At 71.7% G+C, this 20,775-nt stretch carries 20 protein-coding genes; 9 read left to right on the forward strand and 11 right to left on the reverse strand.

All coding sequences use genetic code 11. From position 1 onward, the window contains the following. Positions 1 to 92: 92 nt before the first annotated feature. Complete coding sequence (locus H293_RS0101230; protein WP_020116064.1) at positions 93 to 2,126, reverse strand: MDR family MFS transporter; 2,034 nt, start codon at positions 2,124 to 2,126, stop codon at positions 93 to 95. Between the two features lie 162 nt (positions 2,127 to 2,288). Between H293_RS0101230 and H293_RS0101235 the strand changes: the two genes are divergently transcribed. Next, on the forward strand, positions 2,289 to 3,239 hold the full coding sequence (locus H293_RS0101235) for a peptidoglycan-binding domain-containing protein (RefSeq protein WP_020116065.1): 951 nt from the start codon (positions 2,289 to 2,291) through the stop codon (positions 3,237 to 3,239). A 60-nt stretch (positions 3,240 to 3,299) separates the two neighbouring features. On the opposite strand, the gene H293_RS0101240 is transcribed toward H293_RS0101235, so the two are convergent. Together H293_RS0101240 and H293_RS0101245 are read right to left on the reverse strand one after the other, a co-directional pair. Further along, a complete protein-coding gene (locus tag H293_RS0101240; protein ID WP_020116066.1) occupies positions 3,300 to 3,968 on the reverse strand; it encodes an HAD-IA family hydrolase in 669 nt (222 codons plus the stop codon). Between the two features lie 193 nt (positions 3,969 to 4,161). Beyond that, on the reverse strand, positions 4,162 to 4,743 hold the full coding sequence (locus H293_RS0101245; protein WP_020116067.1) for a TMEM165/GDT1 family protein: 582 nt from the start codon (positions 4,741 to 4,743) through the stop codon (positions 4,162 to 4,164). 361 nt (positions 4,744 to 5,104) lie between these two features. On the opposite strand from H293_RS0101245, the gene H293_RS0101250 reads away from it, so the two are divergent. The 4 genes from H293_RS0101250 to H293_RS0101265 all read left to right on the forward strand — a co-directional run bounded on the left by H293_RS0101250 (position 5,105) and on the right by H293_RS0101265 (position 8,965). After that, positions 5,105 to 5,749, forward strand: coding sequence for an HNH endonuclease family protein (locus H293_RS0101250; protein ID WP_020116068.1), 645 nt, complete (start codon positions 5,105 to 5,107; stop codon positions 5,747 to 5,749). Positions 5,750 to 5,820: 71 nt separating this feature from the next. Continuing rightward, positions 5,821 to 7,500 carry an alkaline phosphatase D family protein gene (locus tag H293_RS0101255; protein WP_020116069.1) on the forward strand — a complete coding sequence of 560 codons (1,680 nt, stop codon included), beginning with the start codon at positions 5,821 to 5,823 and terminating at the stop codon, positions 7,498 to 7,500. A 231-nt stretch (positions 7,501 to 7,731) separates the two neighbouring features. Continuing rightward, positions 7,732 to 8,178 (forward strand): DoxX family protein, encoded by a 447-nt coding sequence (locus tag H293_RS0101260; RefSeq protein WP_020116070.1) that lies wholly within the window; start codon positions 7,732 to 7,734, stop codon positions 8,176 to 8,178. A 223-nt stretch (positions 8,179 to 8,401) separates the two neighbouring features. Beyond that, complete coding sequence (locus H293_RS0101265; RefSeq protein WP_020116071.1) at positions 8,402 to 8,965, forward strand: DedA family protein; 564 nt, start codon at positions 8,402 to 8,404, stop codon at positions 8,963 to 8,965. Between the two features lie 497 nt (positions 8,966 to 9,462). On the opposite strand, the gene H293_RS0101270 is transcribed toward H293_RS0101265, so the two are convergent. From H293_RS0101270 to H293_RS0101280, 3 genes are all read right to left on the reverse strand, one after another. After that, positions 9,463 to 9,693, reverse strand: coding sequence for a DUF2277 domain-containing protein (locus H293_RS0101270; protein WP_007381695.1), 231 nt, complete (start codon positions 9,691 to 9,693; stop codon positions 9,463 to 9,465). 75 nt (positions 9,694 to 9,768) lie between these two features. Beyond that, positions 9,769 to 11,226 (reverse strand): IS607 family element RNA-guided endonuclease TnpB, encoded by a 1,458-nt coding sequence (gene tnpB / locus H293_RS0101275; protein WP_020116072.1) that lies wholly within the window; start codon positions 11,224 to 11,226, stop codon positions 9,769 to 9,771. Further along, positions 11,223 to 11,807: an IS607 family transposase gene (locus tag H293_RS0101280; RefSeq protein WP_028807441.1), complete on the reverse strand. Its 585-nt coding sequence runs from the start codon at positions 11,805 to 11,807 to the stop codon at positions 11,223 to 11,225. Before H293_RS0101280 ends, tnpB begins: the two co-directional genes overlap by 4 nt. A gap of 176 nt (positions 11,808 to 11,983) precedes the next feature. Between H293_RS0101280 and H293_RS0101285 the strand changes: the two genes are divergently transcribed. Further along, complete coding sequence (locus tag H293_RS0101285) at positions 11,984 to 12,898, forward strand: ketopantoate reductase family protein (protein WP_020116074.1); 915 nt, start codon at positions 11,984 to 11,986, stop codon at positions 12,896 to 12,898. Between the two features lie 56 nt (positions 12,899 to 12,954). Here H293_RS0101285 and H293_RS0101290 read toward each other — a convergent pair whose 3' ends face one another. After that, a complete protein-coding gene (locus H293_RS0101290) occupies positions 12,955 to 13,467 on the reverse strand; it encodes a GNAT family N-acetyltransferase (RefSeq protein ID WP_020116075.1) in 513 nt (170 codons plus the stop codon). 133 nt (positions 13,468 to 13,600) lie between these two features. Here H293_RS0101290 and H293_RS0101295 point away from each other — a divergent pair, with 133 nt between their 5' ends. Further along, a complete protein-coding gene (locus tag H293_RS0101295; RefSeq protein WP_020116076.1) occupies positions 13,601 to 14,587 on the forward strand; it encodes an alpha/beta fold hydrolase in 987 nt (328 codons plus the stop codon). On the opposite strand, the gene H293_RS0101300 is transcribed toward H293_RS0101295, so the two are convergent. Then, positions 14,545 to 15,171 carry a dihydrofolate reductase family protein gene (locus H293_RS0101300; protein WP_020116077.1) on the reverse strand — a complete coding sequence of 209 codons (627 nt, stop codon included), beginning with the start codon at positions 15,169 to 15,171 and terminating at the stop codon, positions 14,545 to 14,547. The genes H293_RS0101295 and H293_RS0101300 overlap by 43 nt on opposite strands. A gap of 59 nt (positions 15,172 to 15,230) precedes the next feature. After that, the gene (locus H293_RS0101305) at positions 15,231 to 16,427 is read right to left on the reverse strand and encodes an MFS transporter (protein WP_020116078.1); all 1,197 of its coding nucleotides are present in this window, start codon (positions 16,425 to 16,427) and stop codon (positions 15,231 to 15,233) included. Between the two features lie 252 nt (positions 16,428 to 16,679). Here H293_RS0101305 and H293_RS0101310 point away from each other — a divergent pair, with 252 nt between their 5' ends. Further along, positions 16,680 to 17,228 (forward strand): YciI family protein, encoded by a 549-nt coding sequence (locus tag H293_RS0101310; RefSeq protein WP_020116079.1) that lies wholly within the window; start codon positions 16,680 to 16,682, stop codon positions 17,226 to 17,228. A 61-nt stretch (positions 17,229 to 17,289) separates the two neighbouring features. After that, the gene (locus H293_RS0101315; protein WP_020116080.1) at positions 17,290 to 18,255 is read left to right on the forward strand and encodes a YihY/virulence factor BrkB family protein; all 966 of its coding nucleotides are present in this window, start codon (positions 17,290 to 17,292) and stop codon (positions 18,253 to 18,255) included. 21 nt (positions 18,256 to 18,276) lie between these two features. Here the strand turns inward: H293_RS0101315 and H293_RS0101320 are convergent, their stop codons facing one another. Both H293_RS0101320 and H293_RS0101325 read right to left on the reverse strand, forming a co-directional pair. Beyond that, a complete protein-coding gene (locus tag H293_RS0101320; RefSeq protein ID WP_020116081.1) occupies positions 18,277 to 18,702 on the reverse strand; it encodes a DUF6003 family protein in 426 nt (141 codons plus the stop codon). A gap of 61 nt (positions 18,703 to 18,763) precedes the next feature. Continuing rightward, positions 18,764 to 20,320, reverse strand: a complete 1,557-nt coding sequence (locus tag H293_RS0101325) for an IS200/IS605 family accessory protein TnpB-related protein (RefSeq protein ID WP_397895334.1) — start codon at positions 20,318 to 20,320, stop codon at positions 18,764 to 18,766. Positions 20,321 to 20,775: the final 455 nt, after the last annotated feature.

Consider the following 20,775-nt stretch of genomic DNA (forward strand, 5'->3'; position numbering starts at 1 on the left):
GCCCCCACCGGAGCCGCAGCTGCGCCGCAGGCACCAGGGGCGCGGGGAACTGCGCAAAACGCCCGCCCCCACCAACCCGCACCAGACACCGCTCAACCGCCGGTGGCATACGGCTGCTCACGATCCGACCCACACAATTCGTCATTCAGATCCTTCACCAGCCGCACAAGATCGGTGGGCCGATCGGGCCCCCACCAGTCCCCCAGCAGCTCCCCGAGCGACGCCTCCCGAGCCGCCGCGAGCCGCGCGGCAACCTCCTCCCCCGGCTCGGTGAGCAACAGATCAAGCCCCCGCCGTGTCCCCAGCCCCCGTTCCTCCACCTGCCGCGCCCCCTCGATGATCACGCCCAGCGGCACGGACGTGCGCTCGGCGAGCAGCGCCGGCTCCACCCACCCGTACTTCCGGATCCGCAGCACCAGCCAGCTCGACGCGGGCAGCAGGTCGTACCCGGCCCGCGCGGTGATGTCCCGGTAGACCTCGCGCCGCCCCTCCCGGGTCCCGAGCACCGACAGCGCCCGGCACACCTCGTCGTACGACGACCGTTCCACGGGGTTGCTGGCCAGCGTCTCGGTGACGTCGGGTGCCGTGACCGACCCCCGCAGCGGGTCCTCCTTGAGGAACCAGGCGAGCACGAACCCGAGGAACGCGACGGGCGCCGCGTAGAGGAACACGTCGGTGATCGACGAGGCGTACGCGTGCAGCACCTCGGGCCTGAGCGAGCCCGGCAGCTCCGCGAGCCCCCGGGAGTCGGCCTCGATCCCGGACACCGAGACCCCGGGCGGCAGTTGGGCCCCGTGCAGGGCCTCGGCCAGTTTGTCCCCGAGCCGGTTCGCGAAGACCGTACCGAAGATGGCGACGCCGAAGGACGCCCCGATGGACCGGAAGAAGGTCGCGCCGGATGTGGCGACGCCGAGGTCCTCGTAGGAGACGGCGTTCTGCACGATGAGCACCAGCACCTGCATGACCAGCCCGAGCCCCAGCCCGAACACACAGAAGTAGACGCTCATCACCCAGGTGGAACTGCTCTCGTCGAGCCGGTGCAGGAGCAGCAGCCCCAGCGTGGTGACCGCGGTCCCGGCCACCGGGAACACTTTCCACCGCCCGGTACGGCTGACGATCTGCCCGGACAGGGTCGAGGAGAACAGCAGCCCGAACACCATGGGCAGCATGTGCACACCGGACATGGTCGGTGAGACTCCGTGCACCACCTGGAGGAAGGTGGGCAGATAGGTCATGGCCCCGAACATCGCGAACCCGACGATGAAGCTGATGACGGCGGACAGGGTGAAGGTCCGCACCCGGAACAGCTTCAGCGGCAGCACGGGCTCGGCGGCCCGCCGTTCGACCCCCACGAACACGACGGCCAGCAGTACCCCCAGCACCGCGAGCCCGACGATCTGGGGCGATCCCCATCCCCAGGTGCTGCCGCCCAGCGAGGCCACCAGCACCAGACAGGTGGCGACGGCGGCGATGAGGAAGGTCCCCAGGTAGTCGATGACGTGCTTGGTCGACTTGCGGGGGATCCGCAGCACCACGGCGATCACGGTCAGCGCGACCACACCGACCGGAAGGTTGACGTAGAACACCCACCGCCAGCTCAGATGCTCGGTGAACAGCCCGCCCAGCAAGGGTCCGAGCACGCTCGTCGCCCCGAACACCGCTCCGAACAGCCCCTGGTAGCGGCCTCGTTCGCGCGGTGTGACGAGATCGCCGACGATCGCCATCGACAGCACCATCAGCCCGCCGCCGCCGAGCCCCTGCAGAGCCCGGAAGGCGATCAGCTGGGTCATGTCCTGGGCCATGCCGCACAACGCGGAGCCGATCAGGAAGATCACGATCGCGGTCTGGAACAGCCGCTTGCGCCCGTACTGGTCACCGAGCTTGCCCCACAGCGGTGTCGCCGCCGTGGACGCCAGCAGATACGCCGTCACGACCCAGGACAGATGCTGCAAGCCACCGAGGTCGCTGACGATGGTGGGCAGCGCGGTGGACACGATCGTCTGGTCCAGCGCGGCGAGCAGCATGCCGAGCAGCAGGGCACCGATCGAGACGAGGACGTTGCCGGACACGTGGTGCTCCCTCGTGTCCCGCACATCCTCCGTCGTACCGTGCGCGTCCGCGGCCATGAAGACCTCCTGAGACTCTCGTTACCCCCCCCCATCGTGGTCGGTGTGACCGCTTACGGCCTGTTGAGTCCCATTGGAAGCCGATATTCCGGGGGCTTCCGAAAGTCGGCTGTGGAGGGGTTCTGCATAATCTCTGGAGTTTGTGAGGGGAGGGACGAACACATGGCGGAGTCGAACGGCCATCGGTGCCCGGAGTGCGGGGCACCGAGAGGGGCGGACAACACCCCGTCCTGCGGGTGCACCCGGCGCGCGTCGGACGCGCTGCGGGACACGCGTACGGCGGAGGCGGCCGCGGCGGAGGACTTCGATCCGCTGCGCATACGGCCGTACGTGGAACTGGACGACGAGACCGCACCGGTGCCGAGGGTGCCCGCGCCGGACGCCACGATGCCGCTGCGCGTGCCGACACCGCTACCGCCACCGGCCGCCCCGAGCCCCACGGATCTGAGCCTGTTCGAGGCGGAGCGGGACGCCTCCGCGCACGCCTCGACCGCGGCCGCCCATCCGCGCCGCACCCGACGCCGTACCGTCCTGCTCGCCTCCGCCGGGGCGGTCGTGGCCGTGGTCGCCGCGGCCGGTCTCGCCAGTGGGCTGTTCGCGTACGAGCCGCCGTCGCGGGACGAGGCGGCACCGCAGGACGTACGGCCGGCGGTCCCGGACGCGACGACGACCGCGGCGTCGGCACCCCCGTCCACGGCCACGGCGTCCTTACGGCCGTCCTCCGCACCGCCGTCCGTCACGGCGAGCGCGAGCCCGTCGGCCTCCCCGTCCCCGTCGAGGTCCAGCGCCTCCCCGAGCCCGTCCCGGTCGGCCGAGCCCTCGGCGACCCCGACGGCGTCCGACGCGACGAATCCGGCGGCCGGGTCCGACGCGGCGCACGAGGCGACTCCACCGGTTCTGCGGCGGGGGTCCGAGGGGGCGGAGGTGGTCGAGCTCGAACTGCGGCTCACCCAGGTCGGGCTGTACTCGCGCAAGGCGGCCGGGCACTACAACGAGGGGGTCGAGGACGCGGTCGCCGCGTATCAGTGGCAGCGGGGGATCCAGGTGGCGGAGCACGGGGTGTACGACCTGGTCACGCGTGAGCGGCTGGAGTCGGAGACGAGGCAACCGTAAGGCGGTTGTGCGGGTGCGGGACAGGCGCGGGCCGCGCCTGTCCCGCACCCCCGAGAGCTCTCAACCCACGTGGATCCGGAGCGTGCCGTCCGGCTGCGCCTCCACCCGCACCTGCGTCAGGTCCCGCACCACGACGTCCGGGCCGTGCGTACCGGCCCTCGGGCCGACCCCCACCACGGCCATCCCCGCCGCCTTTCCGGCCGCGATCCCCGCCCCGGAGTCCTCGAAGACCACGCACTCCGCCGGTGCCACGCCCAGCTCCGCCGCCCCCTTGAGGAATCCCTCGGGGTCCGGCTTGCTGGCGCCGACCGACTCCGCGGTGACACGGACATCGGGCAGTTCCAGCCCCGCGGCCGCCATCCGGGCCGTGGACAGCGGCACGTCGGCCGAGGTCACCAGCGCGTGGGGCAGTCCTCGCAGGGAGGCCAGGAACTCCGGCGCCCCCGGTATCTCCACCACCCCGTCCGTGTCCGCGGTCTCCTCCGCGAGCATGCGCGCGTTGTCCGCGAGGTTCTGTTCCATGGGCCGGTCGGGCAGCAGAACCGCCATCGAGGCGTGCCCCTGGCGGCCGTGGACGACCTTCATGACCTCGTCGCCGTCCAGCCCGTGGCGGTCGGCCCAGCGGCGCCAGATGCGTTCGACGACTGCGTCGGAGTTGACGAGGGTGCCGTCCATGTCGAGCAGGAGGGCGCGGGCGGTGAGCACGGTGGGGGCGGCGGTGGCCGTCATCGGCAGCTCCAGGACGTGGGACGTGGGGCTTCGGAGGTGTCGTCTCCGCACCCCCCGGAGGGACAAGGCGGCCCCCGCCCGCCGGTCAGGGAAAACGAGCGGAGGCCACTTTGTTTCTCCACGGTACAAAATCGGGCCGGTTCTCGCCACCACCCACCGGAGAACGCCCGTAACAGTTCAGCCGCCGTTCAGCTCAGCCGGCCACGGCCTCCCACAGGCTCCACAGCCCGAGCGCCAGCATCAGCAGCGCCGCGACCTTGGTGATCAGATTCAGCGGGACCCGCTTCATCAGGGCCTTTCCGCCGACGATGCCGAGCCCGGCCACCGCCCACAGCGCGAGCACCGCCCCGAGGCCGACGGAGAGCGGGTCGTCATACCGGGCCGCGAGGTTCGCCGTCATGATCTGGGTCAGGTCCCCGAACTCGGCGACCAGGATGAGCATGAACCCGGCCCCGGCGACCTTCCAGAAGGACTGGTCCGCCGGGTTGCGGATCTCCTCGTCACCGTCGTCCTTCTTCAGGAGCAGTACGGCCGCGCCCCCCAGGAAGAGCACACCCGTCACCGCCTGCACGATCTGCTGCGGCAGCAGGGTGAGCACACTGCCGGCCGCGACGGCGAGCGCGACATGCAGCGCGAAGGCGGCGGCGACGCCCGCGAAGACATAGGAGGCGCGGTAGCGGGTGCCGAGGACGAGGCCGGCGAGCGCGGTCTTGTCGGGCAGTTCGGCGAGGAAGACGACGCCGAAGACGACGGCCGTCACGGTGAAGCTGATCAAGGGTCCTCAATCGGTCGGGGGCTGCCCCACCGAGAGTGTTCCTGCGAAACGACGCCTCGGCACGGCAGCACACAGTCAGTGCACTACTGGCCGAAGGTCTCGCTGGCCGATCCCTGAAGACCTGCCTCCGGGCGCCGGCTCAGACGAGCTGAGCAGTATGTCGACGGTCCGGCGAAGAGCTACTCCCCTTCAACGCCATCCATCGTACGTGATCGTTTCGCCGCACATCTTTTCGCCGCACATCTTGTCGTGTCATGTACGCGTCATTAACTTCTCACCGTACACACATCTCCCCGCAACACGGAGCCGCGAGCATTCGAACGCCCGCGCTCCAACACCCCCGCCCCCCAAGGGAGTTCGCATGCCGAAGTTCTACGCGCGTCGACGGCTGAGCATACTCGGCGCGCTCACCGCGCTCATAGCCTCCGTCGCGGTTCTCAACGGCCCGACCGCCTCCGCCGCCCTCCCCACCCCGGTCAGCGCGGCCACCGCCCGCACCTACCTCGCCTCGCTCACCGTGGCGACCGAGAACCGCACCGGCTACAGCCGGGACCTGTTCCCGACCTGGATCACCATCAGCGGCACCTGCAACACCCGTGAGTACATCCTGAAGCGGGACGGCTCGAACGTCGTCACCAACTCCGCCTGCACCGCCACCAGCGGCAGCTGGTACTCCCCGTACGACGGCGCCACCTGGACCGCCGCGTCCGACCTCGACATCGACCACCTGGTCCCGCTCGCCGAGGCCTGGGACTCCGGCGCCGGCGCCTGGACCACCGCCCAGCGCCAGGCCTTCGCCAACGACGTCACCCGCCCCCAGCTCATCGCCGTCACGGACAACGTGAACCAGTCCAAGAGCGACCAGGACCCGGCGACCTGGATGCCGTCGGTCACCTCGTACCGCTGCACCTACGTCCGCGCCTGGGTCCAGGTGAAGTACTACTACGACCTCTCCGTCGACTCCGCGGAGAAGAGCGCGCTGACGAGCTACCTCGCCAACTGCTGACGATTCCGTAACGGAACCTCGCCGCGGACCTCCGTCGTTCCGTACCGTACGGGGCGACGGAGGAGGATCACGTGACGGATCTGCGGGTGGGACCACTGCTCAGGTACGTGGACGGCTCGTCCGCGACCGTGTGGGTCGAGACGAGCCGCCCGTGCACCGCCGAGGTGCGCTGCTCGGACGGCACCGGTGGCGAGGCGCCCACCTTCCAGATCGCGGGCCACTACTACGCCCTGGTGCCGGTCGACGGCCTCACCCCGGGCACGGAGCGGTCGTACGAGGTGTTTCTGGACGGCACCCGCGTGTGGCCGCTGCCGGACTCGCCCTTCCCGCCCTCGGTGATCCACACGCCCACCGAGGAGGCGCCCGTCCGCGTCGCCTTCGGCTCCTGCCGCTGGGCCGCGCCCCCGGACGGCGAGCACGACCCCGTGGGCCCCGACGCCCTGGACACCCTCGCGTCCCGGATCGCCGCCGATCCGGAGGGCGAGCGGCCGGACGTCCTCGTCCTCCTGGGCGACCAGGTCTATGCCGACGAGACCTCCCCGGCCACCCAGAGCTGGCTGGCCGCCCGCCGCGACCTGAGCGACCCGCCGGGCAACCAGGTGGCGGACTACGAGGAGTACACCCACCTCTACTACGAGTCCTGGCTCGACCCCGAGGTGCGCTGGCTGCTGTCCACCGTGCCCAGCTGCATGATCTTCGACGACCACGACGTCATCGACGACTGGAACACCTCCGCCGCCTGGGTCGAGGACATGCGCACCCTCTCCTGGTGGCGGGAGCGGCTGCTGAGCGGGTTGATGTCGTACTGGGTCTACCAGCACCTGGGCAACCTCCCCCCGGCCGAGCTGGCCGCCGACCCGCTCTACGCCGCCGTACGCCGATCCCCCGACGGAACCGACGAGTTGCGCGCCTTCGCCTGCCGGGCCGAGGCCGACGCGGCCTCCGTGCGCTGGAGTTACCGGCGCGACTTCGGCCGGGTGCGGCTGCTCATGGTGGACTCCCGCGCGGCCCGCGTCCTCGACGAGGACAACCGGTCGATGCTGGACCCCGGCGAGGCGGAGTGGCTGCGCGAACAGGCGCTCGCGGAGCGCTCCTCCTACGACCATCTCCTGATCGGCACCTCGCTGCCCTGGCTGCTGCCGCATCTGGTGCACGACGCCGAGGCGTGGGACGCCGCACTGTGCCGGGGGGAGCGCGGGGCGCGCTGGGCCCGGTTCGGGGAGAACCTGCGGCGCAAGGCGGATCTGGAGCACTGGGCGGCGTTCCCCGACTCCTTCACGGCTCTGGCGGACCTGATCGCCGAGGTGGGTTCGGGTCCCGAGGCGCCGGCGACGGTGCTGGTGCTGTCGGGGGACGTGCACCACGCGTACGTGGCCGAGCCGAAGTGGCGCTCGGGCGGACCGGACGCCCGCGTCCTCCAGCTCACCTGTTCCCCCGTCCACAACTCCGTGCCCTCCTACATCCGGTTCGGCTTCCGCTTCGGCTGGAGCGCGACGGCGCGGGCGCTCGGGAGGGGGCTCGCCCGGCACGGACGCTGTGCGCGTCCGCCGGTCTCCTGGCGGCACACGGACGGTCCCTGGTTCGGCAACCAGCTCATGACGCTGACGCTGAGCGGGCGTTCGGCGCGGCTGCGGCTGGACCACGCGCGGGAGTCGGGCGAGGGCGGGACCCGGCTGGTGACGATCTCGGAGTCCGAACTCACCGGCGGGAGCGGACGCGAGGCGTCCCCGCTCGCCAGGCACGACATCTGATACACCGTCAAGCCCGCTGGATTCGGACACACTTTCGGTCGCTGATGAGAAGCGTGGGAGCGGTTCCACGTGCGACTGCGGGTGCAACGGAAGGGATGAGAGGGGCGTACCGATGGCCAAATGTTGAACTAGCAAGCATCAAAGAGGGGCCCCTAACGTGGAGGGCCGACTCGGTCCCATCCCCCTGGGGCGAGCCCCGGTGGGACCGACCCGACCGAAGGAGTCCCCCACATGACCGGACGCCTGAACAGCGCCCAGCCATACGCCCTCGGCCTGTACCGCATCGTCGTCGGCCTGCTCTTCCTCTGTCACGGCACCGCCTCCCTCTTCGGTGTCCTCGGCGGTGCCTCGGGCACCGGCGGCACCCTCGAAGCGGGCAGCTGGCCCGGCTGGTACGCCGCCGTGATCCAGCTCGTCTGCGGCAGCCTCGTGCTGCTGGGTCTCGGCACCCGCGTCGCCGCGCTCCTCGCCGCGGGATCCATGGCGTACGCGTACTTCAAGGTGCACCAGCCGATGGCCCTGTGGCCCATGGAGAACGGCGGCGAGGCCGCGGCGATGTTCAGCTGGGCCTTCCTGCTGCTGGTCTTCACCGGGTCCGGCGCGTTCGGCCTGGACCGGCTGTTGGCGAAGCGCTCGACGCCGGAACGAAAGCGGGCGGCCGAGCCGGTGGCCGTCTGAGGCGATCACGTACGGTGCCCTCCCCGCGTCCGTGGGGAGGGCACCGGCGTGTCCGGTGCGGACGCGGCAGCCGGGTGAACATGCCGCGCTCATCTCATGAGCCCCCCGTGAATCTCCTGTCACTGCCCACGCGTACGCTGTATGGCTGTCTACGGGGGAATCACGGGGAGTCGCGGTGTTGGAGAGCCTGGGGTCAGTGACCGGCAGTCCATGGATCTACGCCATGGTCGCGCTGTCGGTGCTCCTCGACGTGTTCGTGCCGCTGCTGCCCAGCGGGGTGCTGGTCATCACGGCCGCTACGGCCGCGGCGGCGGGCAGTGCGGCGACCGGACGGGTCCCGGACGTGATGGCCCTGATCCTCTGCGCGACGACCGCCTCCGTGCTGGGCGACCTGGCGGCGTACCGCCTCGCCTTCCGGGGCGGCGCCCGCCTCGACCGCGCGATCGCCCGCTCGCGTCGACTCACCACCGCGCAGGAACGTCTCGGCGACGCGCTCTCCGCGGGCGGCGGGGCCCTGGTGGTCCTCGCCCGCTTCGCCCCAGCCGGCCGCTCGGTCGTCTCCCTCCTGGCCGGCACCGCCCACCGCCGAGCCCGTGACTTCCTCCCCTGGTCCGCCCTCGCGGGCCTCTCCTGGGCGGCGTACAGCGTGGCCCTCGGCTACTTCGGCGCCCACTTGCTGGGCGCGACCTGGCTGGCGACGGGGGTGTCGGTGGCGGCGCTGTTCGGGGCGGGGGCGGTGGCGGCGTTCGTGATGCGCCCACGACCGGGACAGGCGGAGGCGGGCTGACGGCGTCGACGACGCTGGGGGCAGGTCGGCCGGGGGCTACTGGAGCCGCGCAGCGACACGGCCCTGCGCCCGCACGCAGGCCAAGCTGAAGCAGCAGCCGACCGGCGACCGCAGGACGGACCCGGGCTACGGGCCGGTGGGGCCACACAACGGCACGGCCCCGGCAGCAGGTAGGTCAAGCTGAAGCGGGACCCGACCGGCGACGGCGGGACGGACGTCGGTCAGGGACTGGTGACCCCGCGCAACGGCACACCCCCGCACCCGCAGGACGCGCGACGGCTACGGGCCGGCCGTCCCGCGCAACGAGACGACCCCAGGTCGAGCCGCAGCAGCAACCGACCGGCGACCGCAGGACGTACATCGGCTACGGACCGTCGCCCCGCAGGGACACAGCCCCGCGCGCCGCAAGCCATGGCACCAACAGGCGCTGTCCCGGTCGGCACCCGCCCGGGGCAGCCCGCCTCACCCGGCGCTGCTCGCGGCTGGAGCCGCCCGGGTCACCCCGCCTCGCGGCGGGCCGTTCCCCTGACTTCCAGGTCCGCCAGCAGTTCCGCCGTCGCCTCCGCGATCACCTCCACCGCCCGTTCGAAGACCTCACGGTTGTGGGCGGCGGGGGCCCGGAAGCCGGACACCTTGCGCACGTACTGGAGCGCGGCGGCCCGGATCTCCTCCTCCGTCGCCTCCTCGGGCAACACAGGCGGACGAAGCGTCTTGATACTGCGGCACATACCGACAGTCTCCGTTACTGAGACCGTAGTCAGGTCTCAGTATTCCGGGTATTTCTGCCCGGAAGGTCCGTCACATCACCAGAGCGTCAACGGCTCGGCTTGAGTACGGTCTCTCGTTTCTGTCTGCCGCTGGTGCGGCAGGGTTGCGCCACCTGCCCGCCCCGCGCTCGCCTTGCGGCGGGGGCGGGTGGCGCGGGTCTTCTGGTCGGCTCCGCGAGGCTTCGACACCGCCGGGGCGGTGTCCTGGTCTCCGGCCACTCCGGTACCAGTTACTACGACTGCCGCGAGAGCGGCGAGATTGAGTGCGGCGTTGTCGTCCCGGTCGATGACCAGGTGGCAGGCGTCGCACTCGTAGATCCGGATGTGCAGCGGCAGTTTGGCTTTCACCGCGCCGCACCTGGAACAGGTCTTGGAGGAGGGGTACCAGCGGTCGGCGACCACGAGGCGGGTGGCGTGGCGCTGGCGGGTCTTGTAGTCGAGCTGGCGGCGGATCTCGCCGAATCCGGCGTCGGCGATCCGGCGGGCAAGGCGCCGGTTGCGGAGCATCCCGGCGACGTTGAGGTCTTCCACCACGATCGTGCCGTACTCGGCGGCCACCGCGGTGGTGAGCTTGTGCAGGGAGTCTTCGCGGAGGTTCGCCACCCGGTGATGCACTTTGTTGCGTGCGGCGTTCGCCTTCTCCCACCGCTTCGACGGCTTCTGCCCGGTGCGCCGGTCAGGGCCCTGACGGCGGGACACGATCCGGGAGGCGCGGCGCAGCTGCTTGCGCGCCCGGTCGTAGTGCCCGGGGTTGGGCACGGTGCGGATCTCGCCCGTGCTGTCGGCGATGACCCCGAGGGTCTTCACCCCGAGATCGATCCCGGCCGCCGTGTCCGGCCGCGCCACGCGTTCCAGGCCGCACTTCACCTCGGTCTGGAAGGACACGAACCAGCGTCCGCGTTCGTGCCGGACTGTGGCGGACAGGATGCGGGCGGTCCCGGCCTCGACGCGGCCGAGGAGCCCCGCGGTGGGCTCGTGGGTGCGGATCGCGCCGAGCCGGGGCAGCGTCACATGCCGGCCGTCGGTATCAACACGCATCACGCCGGTCGTGAAGCGGCAGGACAGGCGTGCCTTCCGCTTCGACTTGAAACGCGGCATGCCGACTCGCTTGCCCTTGCGCTGTCCGCGCTTGGACTTCGCGTAGTTGTCGAACGCTGCGGCGGCGTTCGCGAGGCCGGTGGAGTACGCCTCCTTGGAGTTCTCCTCCCACCAGGCGACGAACCGCGAGTCGGTGTGCTTGGCCGCGTTGAACGCCTTCCGCAGGGAGGGCAGCGACCACGGCCGCCATTGCGTCAGCCCAGCCTCCGAGACGCCGTACGACTCCTCCGCGCGGCGCTGCCACCACGACGCTTCAACCCACGCGACAGCCCAGTTGTACGCGGCACGGGCGGCGCCGCAGTGCGAGCGCAATGCGGCCTCCTGGGCGGCATTGGGGTCCAGTGCGAACCGGAACGCCCGCACCACGAACCCGGGCTGCGGCCGGAACTTCTTCATCCGGCGTCCTCGGCCATCGCCACGGCCACCGCGCGAGCTGCCCGGATCTTCGCGGCCCGACGCCCATACAAGCGGACGCACATCGAGGTGAGCACCTCGGTGATGTCGCGCACTAGATCATCGACGGTATCCGTGGGGTCGAGGACGACCAGGCGCCGCCCGGACGCAGACAGGGCGGCCTCCAAATGCTCGACACCGAACCGGGCCAGCCGGTCACGATGCTCGACCACGATCACAGCCGCCTGCGGATCGGACAGCAGGCGGTGCAGCTTGCGGCGCCGCCCGTTCAATCCCGACCCGACCTCGGTGACGACCTCGGCGACGGGCAGGCCAAGCCCGTTCGCCCCGTCCACCACCCGTGACGCCTGCCGATCCAAGTCCGCCTTCTGGTCGGCCGACGAGACACGGCAGTACGCCACCACCCGCCCCGAGGCCGCAGAGACGGCCGGAGCTGGCTCAGCAACCAGCCACGTCCCGGACGGCGCCTGGCGGACCGGAACGGGCATCTTCCCGTCCTTCACCCATCGCCAGGCGGTCTGGTAGCTCACACCCTGCTGCCGCGCCCACTCCGAAAGCTTCACAAGGCCAAAATAATCGAGATGCACGACTAGAAGTGACTATGAATGACTAGAGAATCTGTAGCAGCTTTCACCCCTCCCCGAGCAGATCGGCGCTTCCGCCCGCCCGTTCCGAATGCCATGATCTCGCCGAGGCGGCCACCGGTCCCGGGGCCGACCGACGAGAGGAACAACCCGACATGGCGCACGACTCCGCGCACCACAAACGCACCGTGGCCGTCCTGGGCCCGGGCGGCACCGGCGGCCTCCTCGCCGCCCTTCTGGCCCGCGCCGGACACCGGGTGATCTGCCTGGCCGGCGACGACACGGCGGACACCCTGCGCACGGCCGGCATCAAGGTCCGCAGCGGCACCTTCGGCGACTTCACGACCCCCGTCGAGGCCGACACCGAGCTGCGCGAACCGGTCGACGCCTGCGTGATCGCCGTCAAGCACACCTCCCTGCACTCCGCCCTCGACCGCGTCCCGCCCTCCGCCCTGGGCGACGGCCTGGCCGTCCCCCTCCTGAACGGTGTCGAGCACCCGGCGACCCTGCGCGCCCGCTACCGCCCGGACCGGGTCGCCCCCGCGGTGATCCGGGTCGAGTCGACGAGGGTCGCGCCGGGCGTCATCGAGCACGGCAGTCCCTTCGCCGAACTCGACCTGACCGGCGACGGCGTGCCCCGCGAACGCCTGGACGCCCTGGCCTCCGTCCTGGCCGCGGCCGGCCCCACGACCCGCGTCCTGGACGACGAGACGGCCGCCCTGTGGGCCAAGATGTCCTTCCTCGCCCCCTTCGCCCTCCTCACCACCCTGCACGCCCTCCCCCTCGGCGAGGTACGCACCCGTCACCGCGATGAACTGACGGCCCTGGTCGAGGAGACCGCCGCGGTCAGCGCGGCCTGCGGCGGACCCGCCGACCCCGCCCAGGCCCTCGCCCGCTACGACGCCTTCCCGCCCGGCACGAAGTCGTCGATGCAGCGCGACGCGGAGGCGGGCCGCCCCCTCGAACTGGACGCGATCGGTGGGGCGTTGCTGCGCGCGGCGGACCGGCACGGGGTGAAGGTACCCGTCGCGACCCGGGTGGTCGGGGAACTGGCGGACGCCGGCCACTGACGGCCAGCCCGACCCGTCACCGCCCGACCCGTCACCGGCCGTCCCTGCGCGCACTCTCAGCCGTCGTCCCCGCCGGTCAGGTCGAACCGCCAGTCGTTCGACGTGATCCAGTGCCCCTTCGGGTACTCGAACTCGGCCTGGCCGAGCAGCGTGAAGCCCGCCCGGCGGCAGACGCCGTTCGACGCGGTGTGCTCCACGCTCGGGAACGCGTGCAGATACCGGTGTCCGCCGGTGGCCCGTGCCTCCGCCACCACGGCGCGGGCCGCCCGCGCGGCCAGTCCCCGTCCCTGGAACTCCGGCAGGATCCCCCAACCGGTCTCCCATATCAGCGAGTCCTGCCACTCGCGCTCCCAGAACCCCACCGAGCCGACGGTCTCCCCGCCCTCCGCCAGCGTGACGCGGTACATCCGCCCCGACGACAACTCGACGTACCGCCGATGCCGGTCGACGAGCTTCTCCTCGCTCTCCGGCCCGCCCAAGTGGTCGGTCATCTCGGGGCTGTTGGTCCGCTCCAGCAGCCAGAAGTCGCCCTCCGCCCAGGGCACCAGCCGCACCTGCTCCGTATCCATGCCGACCACCGTAGGCGCAGGGTCTGACAACGCCTCCGACCTGCGGATTTGCCGAACCGGCAACAAACCTCGCGCGACCCCGTCGCCGCCCCGCATGCTCGTCGTGGCCCGTATCCGTACGTACGGAGGACGCATGGCACACCTCACCCACCGTCTGGTCCCCGGTCCCGCTGGCCGGATCCACCTCGTGGAACAGGGCACCGGGCCCCTCGTCCTGCTGCTGCACGGCTTCCCGGAGTCCTGGTACTCGTGGCGGCACCAGTTGCCGGTGCTGGCGGCGGCCGGATACCGCGCGGTCGCCGTGGACGTGCGCGGATACGGCCGTTCCTCGAAGCCGGAGGCGGTGTCGGCGTACCGGATGACCGAGCTGGTGGAGGACAACGCGGCCGTGGTGGAGGCGCTCGGCGAGCGTTCCGCGGTGGTCGCCGGGCACGACTGGGGCGCGACGATCGCCGCGCACTCGGCGCTGCTCCGGCCGGAGGTCTTCCACGCCGTCGCCCTGCTGAGCGTGCCGTACACCCCGCCCGGCGGCCCCCGCCCCAGCGAGGTCTTCGCCGGGATCGGCGGGGAGGAGGAGTTCTACGTCTCCTACTTCCAGGAGCCCGGCCGGGCCGAGCGGGAGATCGAGCCGGATGTACGCGGCTGGCTGGCCGGCTTCTACGCCGCGCTCTCGGCCGACACGATGCCCACCGCAGACGCCCACCTCCCGGCCGCCGACCCGCACTTCGTCGCACCCGGCGGGCAGTTGCGCGACCGCTTCCCCGCCGGCCGCCTCCCGGCCTGGCTCACCGAGGACGATCTCGACGTCTACGCCGGGGAGTTCGAGCGCACGGGACTGACCGGTGCCCTGAACCGCTACCGCGCGATGGACCGGGACTGGAAGGACCTGGCCGCCTACGCGGGCGCGCCGATCCGACAGCCCTCGCTCTTCCTGGGCGGCACCCTGGACGCCTCCACCACCTGGCTGTCCGACGCCATCGACGCCTTCCCCACCACGCTGCCCGGTCTGCGTGCCGCCCACCTCCTCGACGGCTGCGGCCACTGGATCCAGCAGGAACGCCCGGAGGAGGTCGGCCGTCACCTGACCGAGTGGCTGGGGTCGGTCGCGAGCGGGCGGTAGCGCACGTTCACCGCGGCCGTGCGGTCGCCGCCGTCGTGGCGTTCGAGGCGGACGGGAGCGCCGCCGGGGTGGTCGAACAGCCGGATGCCGTCGCCGAGCAGGACGGGCACGATGTGCAGATCGATCTCGTCGATCAGCCCGCGCTCGAGGAGCTGCCGGCCGATCGTGGGCGAGAAGACCTCCACGTTCTTGCCGCCGGCGGCTTCCAGGGCGATCCGGACGGCCTCGGCGATGTCGCAGCTCAAGAAGGTCACCCCGGTGGCGGGCGGCGCGTCCTCGGGGTGGTGCGTGAGGACGAACAGCGGACCCTTCCACGCGCCTCCGTAGACGGCACCGGCGTCGGGGAAGGCGTCCCAGCCGTCCCGGCCGCCCAGCACGGCCCCGGTGGTCGCGGCGTACTCCTCGACGAGGCCGGGCCGGAACGAGAACCCCGTCATCCAGTCCATCGCGTGCCCGGGACCGGCCACGAACCCGTCCAACGACATCGTGAAGTGCCAGAGCACCTTGCCCGCGGCGGTCTGCGGTGCCATGTCCGCCACCGAAGTCGTCTGCGTATGCGCGTGCGCGTGCTGAAGGTTCTCCATGGCTGTTCCTTTCTCACGGCGCTCCTCGTCCTCCTTGAGACCGGCCCCGCGCGCGGAAGTCATCGCCGGAGCGCCGACTCGCGGTTCTGCCGAGCGGCCGGCCCTGCTCCACGCGCGGCCACGGCCATGACGGCGACGGCGGTGAGCACCATGCCCGCGCCGACGTAGAGCGGTGCGGTGTAGCCGAGACCCGCGGTGATGGCGAGGCCTCCGGCCCAGGCCCCCAGGGCGTTGCCGATGTTGGACGCGGACACGTTGGCGCCCGCGGCCAGCGCGGCGCCCTGCGCGTGGTCGGTGACGCGGGTGATCATGCCGGGCACGCCGGCGAACCCGAACACGCCCATCAGGAACACCAGCACCACCGACGCCGTGGCGCTCTCGGCGAGCAGTCCGAACACGGCCAGGGTGACGGTGAGACCGGCCAAAGCGAGGAGCAGCGTACGGTCGCGGTCGTGGTCGGCGGCCCGACCGCCGACCATGTTCCCGACGACCAGGCCGACGCCGTACACCATGAGCAGCCAGGCGACATCCGCCGAGGAGAAGCCGCCGACCTCGGTGAACGTGTAGGCGATGTAGCTGAACGCGCCGAACATCCCGCCGTAGCCGAGCGCGGTGGCGACCAGGGTGAGCCAGACCTGCCCGGACCGGAACGCGCCGAGCTGGGCGCGCAGGCCGGTGGGAGGCGCCGGTTCCGTCGTCGGTGTCGTAACGGTGCGGCCCGGCACGCACGCGATGATCCCCGCGAGCGCGAGCAGGCCGACCGCGGTGACCGCCCAGAACGCGGCCCGCCAGCCCCAGCGCTCCCCCACCAGCGCGCCGAAGGGCACGCCGAGCACGTTCGCGACGGTCAGCCCGGCGAACATGACGGCCACCGCGCGGGACTTGCGCTCCGGCGCGACCAGGCTGCGCGCGACCAGGGAGCCGATGCCGAAGAACGAACCGTGGCACAGGGCCGCGACGATCCGCCCCCACAGCATCACCGGGTAGCTCGGCGCGATCGCGGACAGCAGGTTGCCGAGGACGAACAGGACCACCAGGCCGACCAGAACCTGTTTGCGGGGCAGCCGTGCGGTCGCCGCGGTCAGGACGATCGCGCCGACCGCGACGCTCAGCGCGTATCCGGAGATCAGCCGGCCCGCGGCCGCCTCGGACACCGCGAAACTCGACGCCACCTGCGGCAGCAGGCCCGCGACCAGGAACTCGGTCAGCCCGATGCCGAACCCGCCGACGGCCAGCGCGAGCAGCCCGCTTGGCATCCGTCGCCGTTCGGCCGCCGGGCTATGCACGGCACTCCTCAAGATCCGCGTCCATGAACCGACCCTCGCCTCCCGGCCGGGGCCCGGTCCATGGACAAAGCACCGACGACGCTTGGACGAAAGCGGGGCCGATGTTCACGACCGGGGGGCCAGAGCGGTGAACCAAGTGGCTCTACGACGATTTCGGCGCGCGGGCGCTCCCGGGCCACATGTCATTGAGATGCCGACGTAGATCGACAAGGCTCTGGGGCCATGGAGTTCTTCTGCTACCACCGTGACCGGCCCGGCTCGCTGCCCCTGCGGGAGGAGCTGACGGAGGCGCACTGGTCCTACATGGACCGGTTCGCGGACGAACTGATCGCCCGTGGGCCGACGTTCGGCGCCGACGGGGAGACACCGACCGGCAGCGTGCACATCGTCGATCTGCCCGACGCCGCCGCGGCGCGCGCGTTCGCGTTCGACGAGCCCAACTACCAGGCCGGCGCGTACCGGGACGTGCTGCTGCGTCGCTGGCGCAACCTGCTGGGCCGCACCATGTGGGACTTCCCCGGCGGGCGGACCGGTGACGACCGGTATCTGGTACTCGGTCTCGGCACGGGCGAGGCCGTCGATCTCGCCGTGCCGCCGGGAAGGGACGACCTGATCGCCTACGGTCCCCTGCTCTCCGACGACGCCACCGCCTGGCTGGGCACGGCGGCCCTGGTCCGTGCCCCGGACCCGGACCGGGCCCGAGCCGTGCTGACCGCGGAGCGGTACGCGGCCGTGGAGGTCCACGCGTGGGAGTTCGGCGGGCGGCGCTGACAACCCGGTTCTCGGGGCAATCGCACAGGGACCAGCCGTCCGAGCAAGGAGCGTCCACGCCATGGGTACCGCCGTCCGCGTCCCGCAGACCCGGGACATGATCGGGGACGAGCTCTCCGGAGACGAGGCGTTCACCGCCCTGCGCCACTACGGCGGCCTGCGGCTGCTGGCCGACTCCTTCGCCCGGTTCCGTTACGCCGACGGCTTCACCAACGCCCGGGCCCTCGCCTTCCAGGTGGTCCTCGGGCTGGTGCCGTGCACGGTGGCGCTGGTCGGGCTTGCCACGTCGGTGCACACGGAGGGCGTGGGCCGGATCATCGAGCTCACGCTGGGCCGGATCGTGCCGGGCGCGAGCGCCGACATCGTCGAGGACGCCTTCGACGGCACCCGGCGCACCGCGCACGGCAGTGTGTGGAGCACGCTCGCCCTGTGGCTCGGCCTGGGCTTCGCCCTGCTGAACCTCGCCTCGGCCATGGGCCAGATCGAACGTGGCGCGAACCGGATCTACGGCATCGAGCGCGACCGTCCCTTCCCGCGCAAGTACGCGCGCGGGATCGTGCTCGCGATCGCCGCCGGTCTGCCCCTGGTGCTGGGGTTCGTCGTGCTGGTCGCCGGCGAGGCCGTGGGCGACGCGGTGGCCGAGTCCGCGGGCCGGGAGGGCGGCGGACCGCGCTGGTGGAGTGTGCTGGACCTGCCGGTGGGGCTCGCGCTGGCCTGGGTGGCCTCCGCCGTGATCTTCCGCTGGTCGCCGCGTCGCGTGCAGCCCGGTTACACCTGGCTGGCCTTCGGCTCGGCGGTGCATCTGCTGCTGTGGGTGTCGGCCACCTGGCTGCTCGCGCTGTACGTCGAGGAGAGCGGTGCGTTCGGCGCGGTGTACGGGCCGCTCACGGCCTTCATCGCCCTGCTGCTGTGGGCGAACCTCACCGCTGTCGCGCTGTTCCTCGGCATCGCGTTCGCAGCCCAGCTGGAGGCGGCCCGCGCCGGCATCGAGTCGGCCGTGCAACCGGATCCTGGTCCGGGTGCGTGAGGCCGTACGGCGGTCTCGGCGTCAGCCCTGCGCGGCGGCGGTGACGGTCGCGGGGTCCACGCCGGTCAGTTCGACGACGCGGTGCGGTGGCACGCCGGCGGCCAGGGCGCGTCCGATCAGGCCGTCCCGGCCGTCCGCGGTGTCGCGGTAGGCGAGCAGCTCCTCCTCGACCCCGGCGAGGGACTCCGGGGCCAGGTGGTGGCGGACCCGGCTCAGTTCCTCGTCGCTCAGCGGCACGGGCAGCCGTTCGGCCCCCTCGGGCACGGCGGCGGTCTCCTCCGGCGGCAGCAGACGCAGGTGCGGGGAGGTCGGCGTGGAACCCTGGGCATCCAGCCACGCGCGGACCGCGGGAGTCTCCATGCACGCGAGCTCGCCGACTGCGGCGGGGGCCACGCCGAGCCGCGCGGACGCGTCGTCGAGCAGGAACAGGTAAGCGTCGTCGGTCATCCTCGGCTCCTTCTCGACACTGATTCCTCCACAGGGTCTGATCGACCTCCCACTACCGTTCCTAAAGACTGAGCGGGAGTGAGTCCTGTTGCCAGAACCCGTGCTCAGCCGTGTGCCCCGAACGGTGTTGGGCACACTGGTCGCCCGCTTTCGCTCCACGGCCCGGCGGCGCGCATCCCGTGCGCGGTCCGGGAACAAGGGGGCGGGTTCCCTCGCGCCGACCAATCTCCGGTCGGGCCTGGACGATCCGATGCCCCGCACCATCACTCTGGTGGGGCGGGGGCGGTGTCGTCCGTCGCCGGATCGGATGTCCGAGGGCGCGTCGCCCGATCGCGATGCTCGCCGCATCGTGCCGGGAAATCTTGCGGGTTGCCGTGGAGAGCGGCTGCTGCCAGTGCCGGGCCCCCCAGCGGCTGGTGTAGGCGGGGTCGACCGCGACGACGGCGATGTCCTGCTCGGCGGCCATCGACACCAGCCGGGCCTTGAGCTTCGCAGTGGGGAAGCGGGAGATGAGGCGGCGGAAAGGTTTGTTGCGGCCGTGCTTCTCGCGGCTGGTGCCGTCGCTGAAGTCGAGGTCTTCGATGGCGATCGCGGCGGCCCCGCATCGGCGGGCGTGGTGCAGCAGCCTGCTCAGCGCGTGCCGGATCTGCGCGTCCCGGTGCCCGCTGCTGCCGGTCAGGTCGTAGAAGAAGCGCTGCGGCTCGCCGATGGGGTTACCGTGCACATCGAGGTGCCAGGCGGCGAGGTGGTCGTCGTTCATGTCCACTCCCACCACCCCCCGGGCAAGCGCCGCTTCCAACGGCAGGGTGGGGGCGGCGGCGCGCTGCCAGGACGCGGTGACATACCAGCGGCCGCGTGCCGTGTCGCGGTGGATGCGGTAGGCCACTGCCCGGTTCGCGGTGACCCGATCACGCCACTCCTGCCCCCGGTGTTGGAACCGTACGGTGGCGTCGAGGACGTAGCGGCCGTGCGGTGCGTTGGCCAGGCGGGTCAGCGGAGCCGGGAGCTTGACCGAGAGTCGGCCGGTGTCGGTGACGCGGATCGTCTCGTTGCCGAAGCGCTTGCCCGACTCCCCGTCGGCGGCCAGGAACATGCGCACCGCCCGCCAGCGCTCCCGCCACGCCTGCTCGTCCAGGCCGGCCGCCTCAAGGTGGTGGCGGGTGTTCGCGAGGCGTTTGCCGCCCCGCGCCACCCGTACCCGGCCCGCCGCCCAGTCCGCCTCCACCACCGCGAGCCGGTCCTTCAAGGCGTGCAGGCGGCGGGACTTGGCATGCCACTCCGCCCGGCTCCCATAACCGCGCACCAGCCCCTCCCGCTTGTCCCCCTTGGCGCCCAGCGGCCGGGCCAGCCGCGCCTCGATGGACGTGATCTGCCCTCGCAGCCAGGCCATGTGGGCGGCCTGCCCGCGCCTGGCCAGCGCCCACTGGTCATGGCTGGCCTTGGTGATGCTGCCCGCCCAGCGCGCCGACGACTTCCCCGTCAGTGACCTTTTGCGCACCGCCCAGGACGGCGCATCATGACCCAGCCCCTGTCGGGACCGCTCCGCGAGATCACCGGCCGCCAGCGAACCCAGGAACACCCCGACCTCGGCCAGCACCGCCGCATCCAGCGCAGACACCCTCAGCCGGTCCCGAACAGCCACCCCAGCCGGACCGGGCGCCACGAACGACGCCGCCAACTCCCGCAACCCGCCCACCCGCTCCCCCTCCCGCCAGGTCGAAGACCCCTGTCACGGCAGTCAACGAGCAGCCACGGAGAAGGTCACCCATTCGCCCCAGGAACTCCCGTTCCCCTCCCAACAGCAAAGGACCACAGAACATCCCACGCCGGAGGAGACTCTCATGACGCACAACGGAACATGCGCATCCAGCACGGACACTCACCCACGCTCACCGAGGTCACTCATGCTGGGCAAACCGGCAACAGTTCCCGACCCCGCATGGTCCGGCTAATGTGCGGGGTCGGGGAGCGACCCGGGAGGAGCGAGGACATGGTCGGTATTCCGAGCGCGCTGTGACGTCGTAGGCCCTCCGGCCTGTCATCGCGTGCTGCCCTCGACGGTGCGGCACCGCC

Source organism: Streptomyces canus 299MFChir4.1 (assembly GCF_000383615.1).
In the GTDB taxonomy this organism is placed as follows: Bacteria; Actinomycetota; Actinomycetes; order Streptomycetales; family Streptomycetaceae; genus Streptomyces; species Streptomyces canus_C.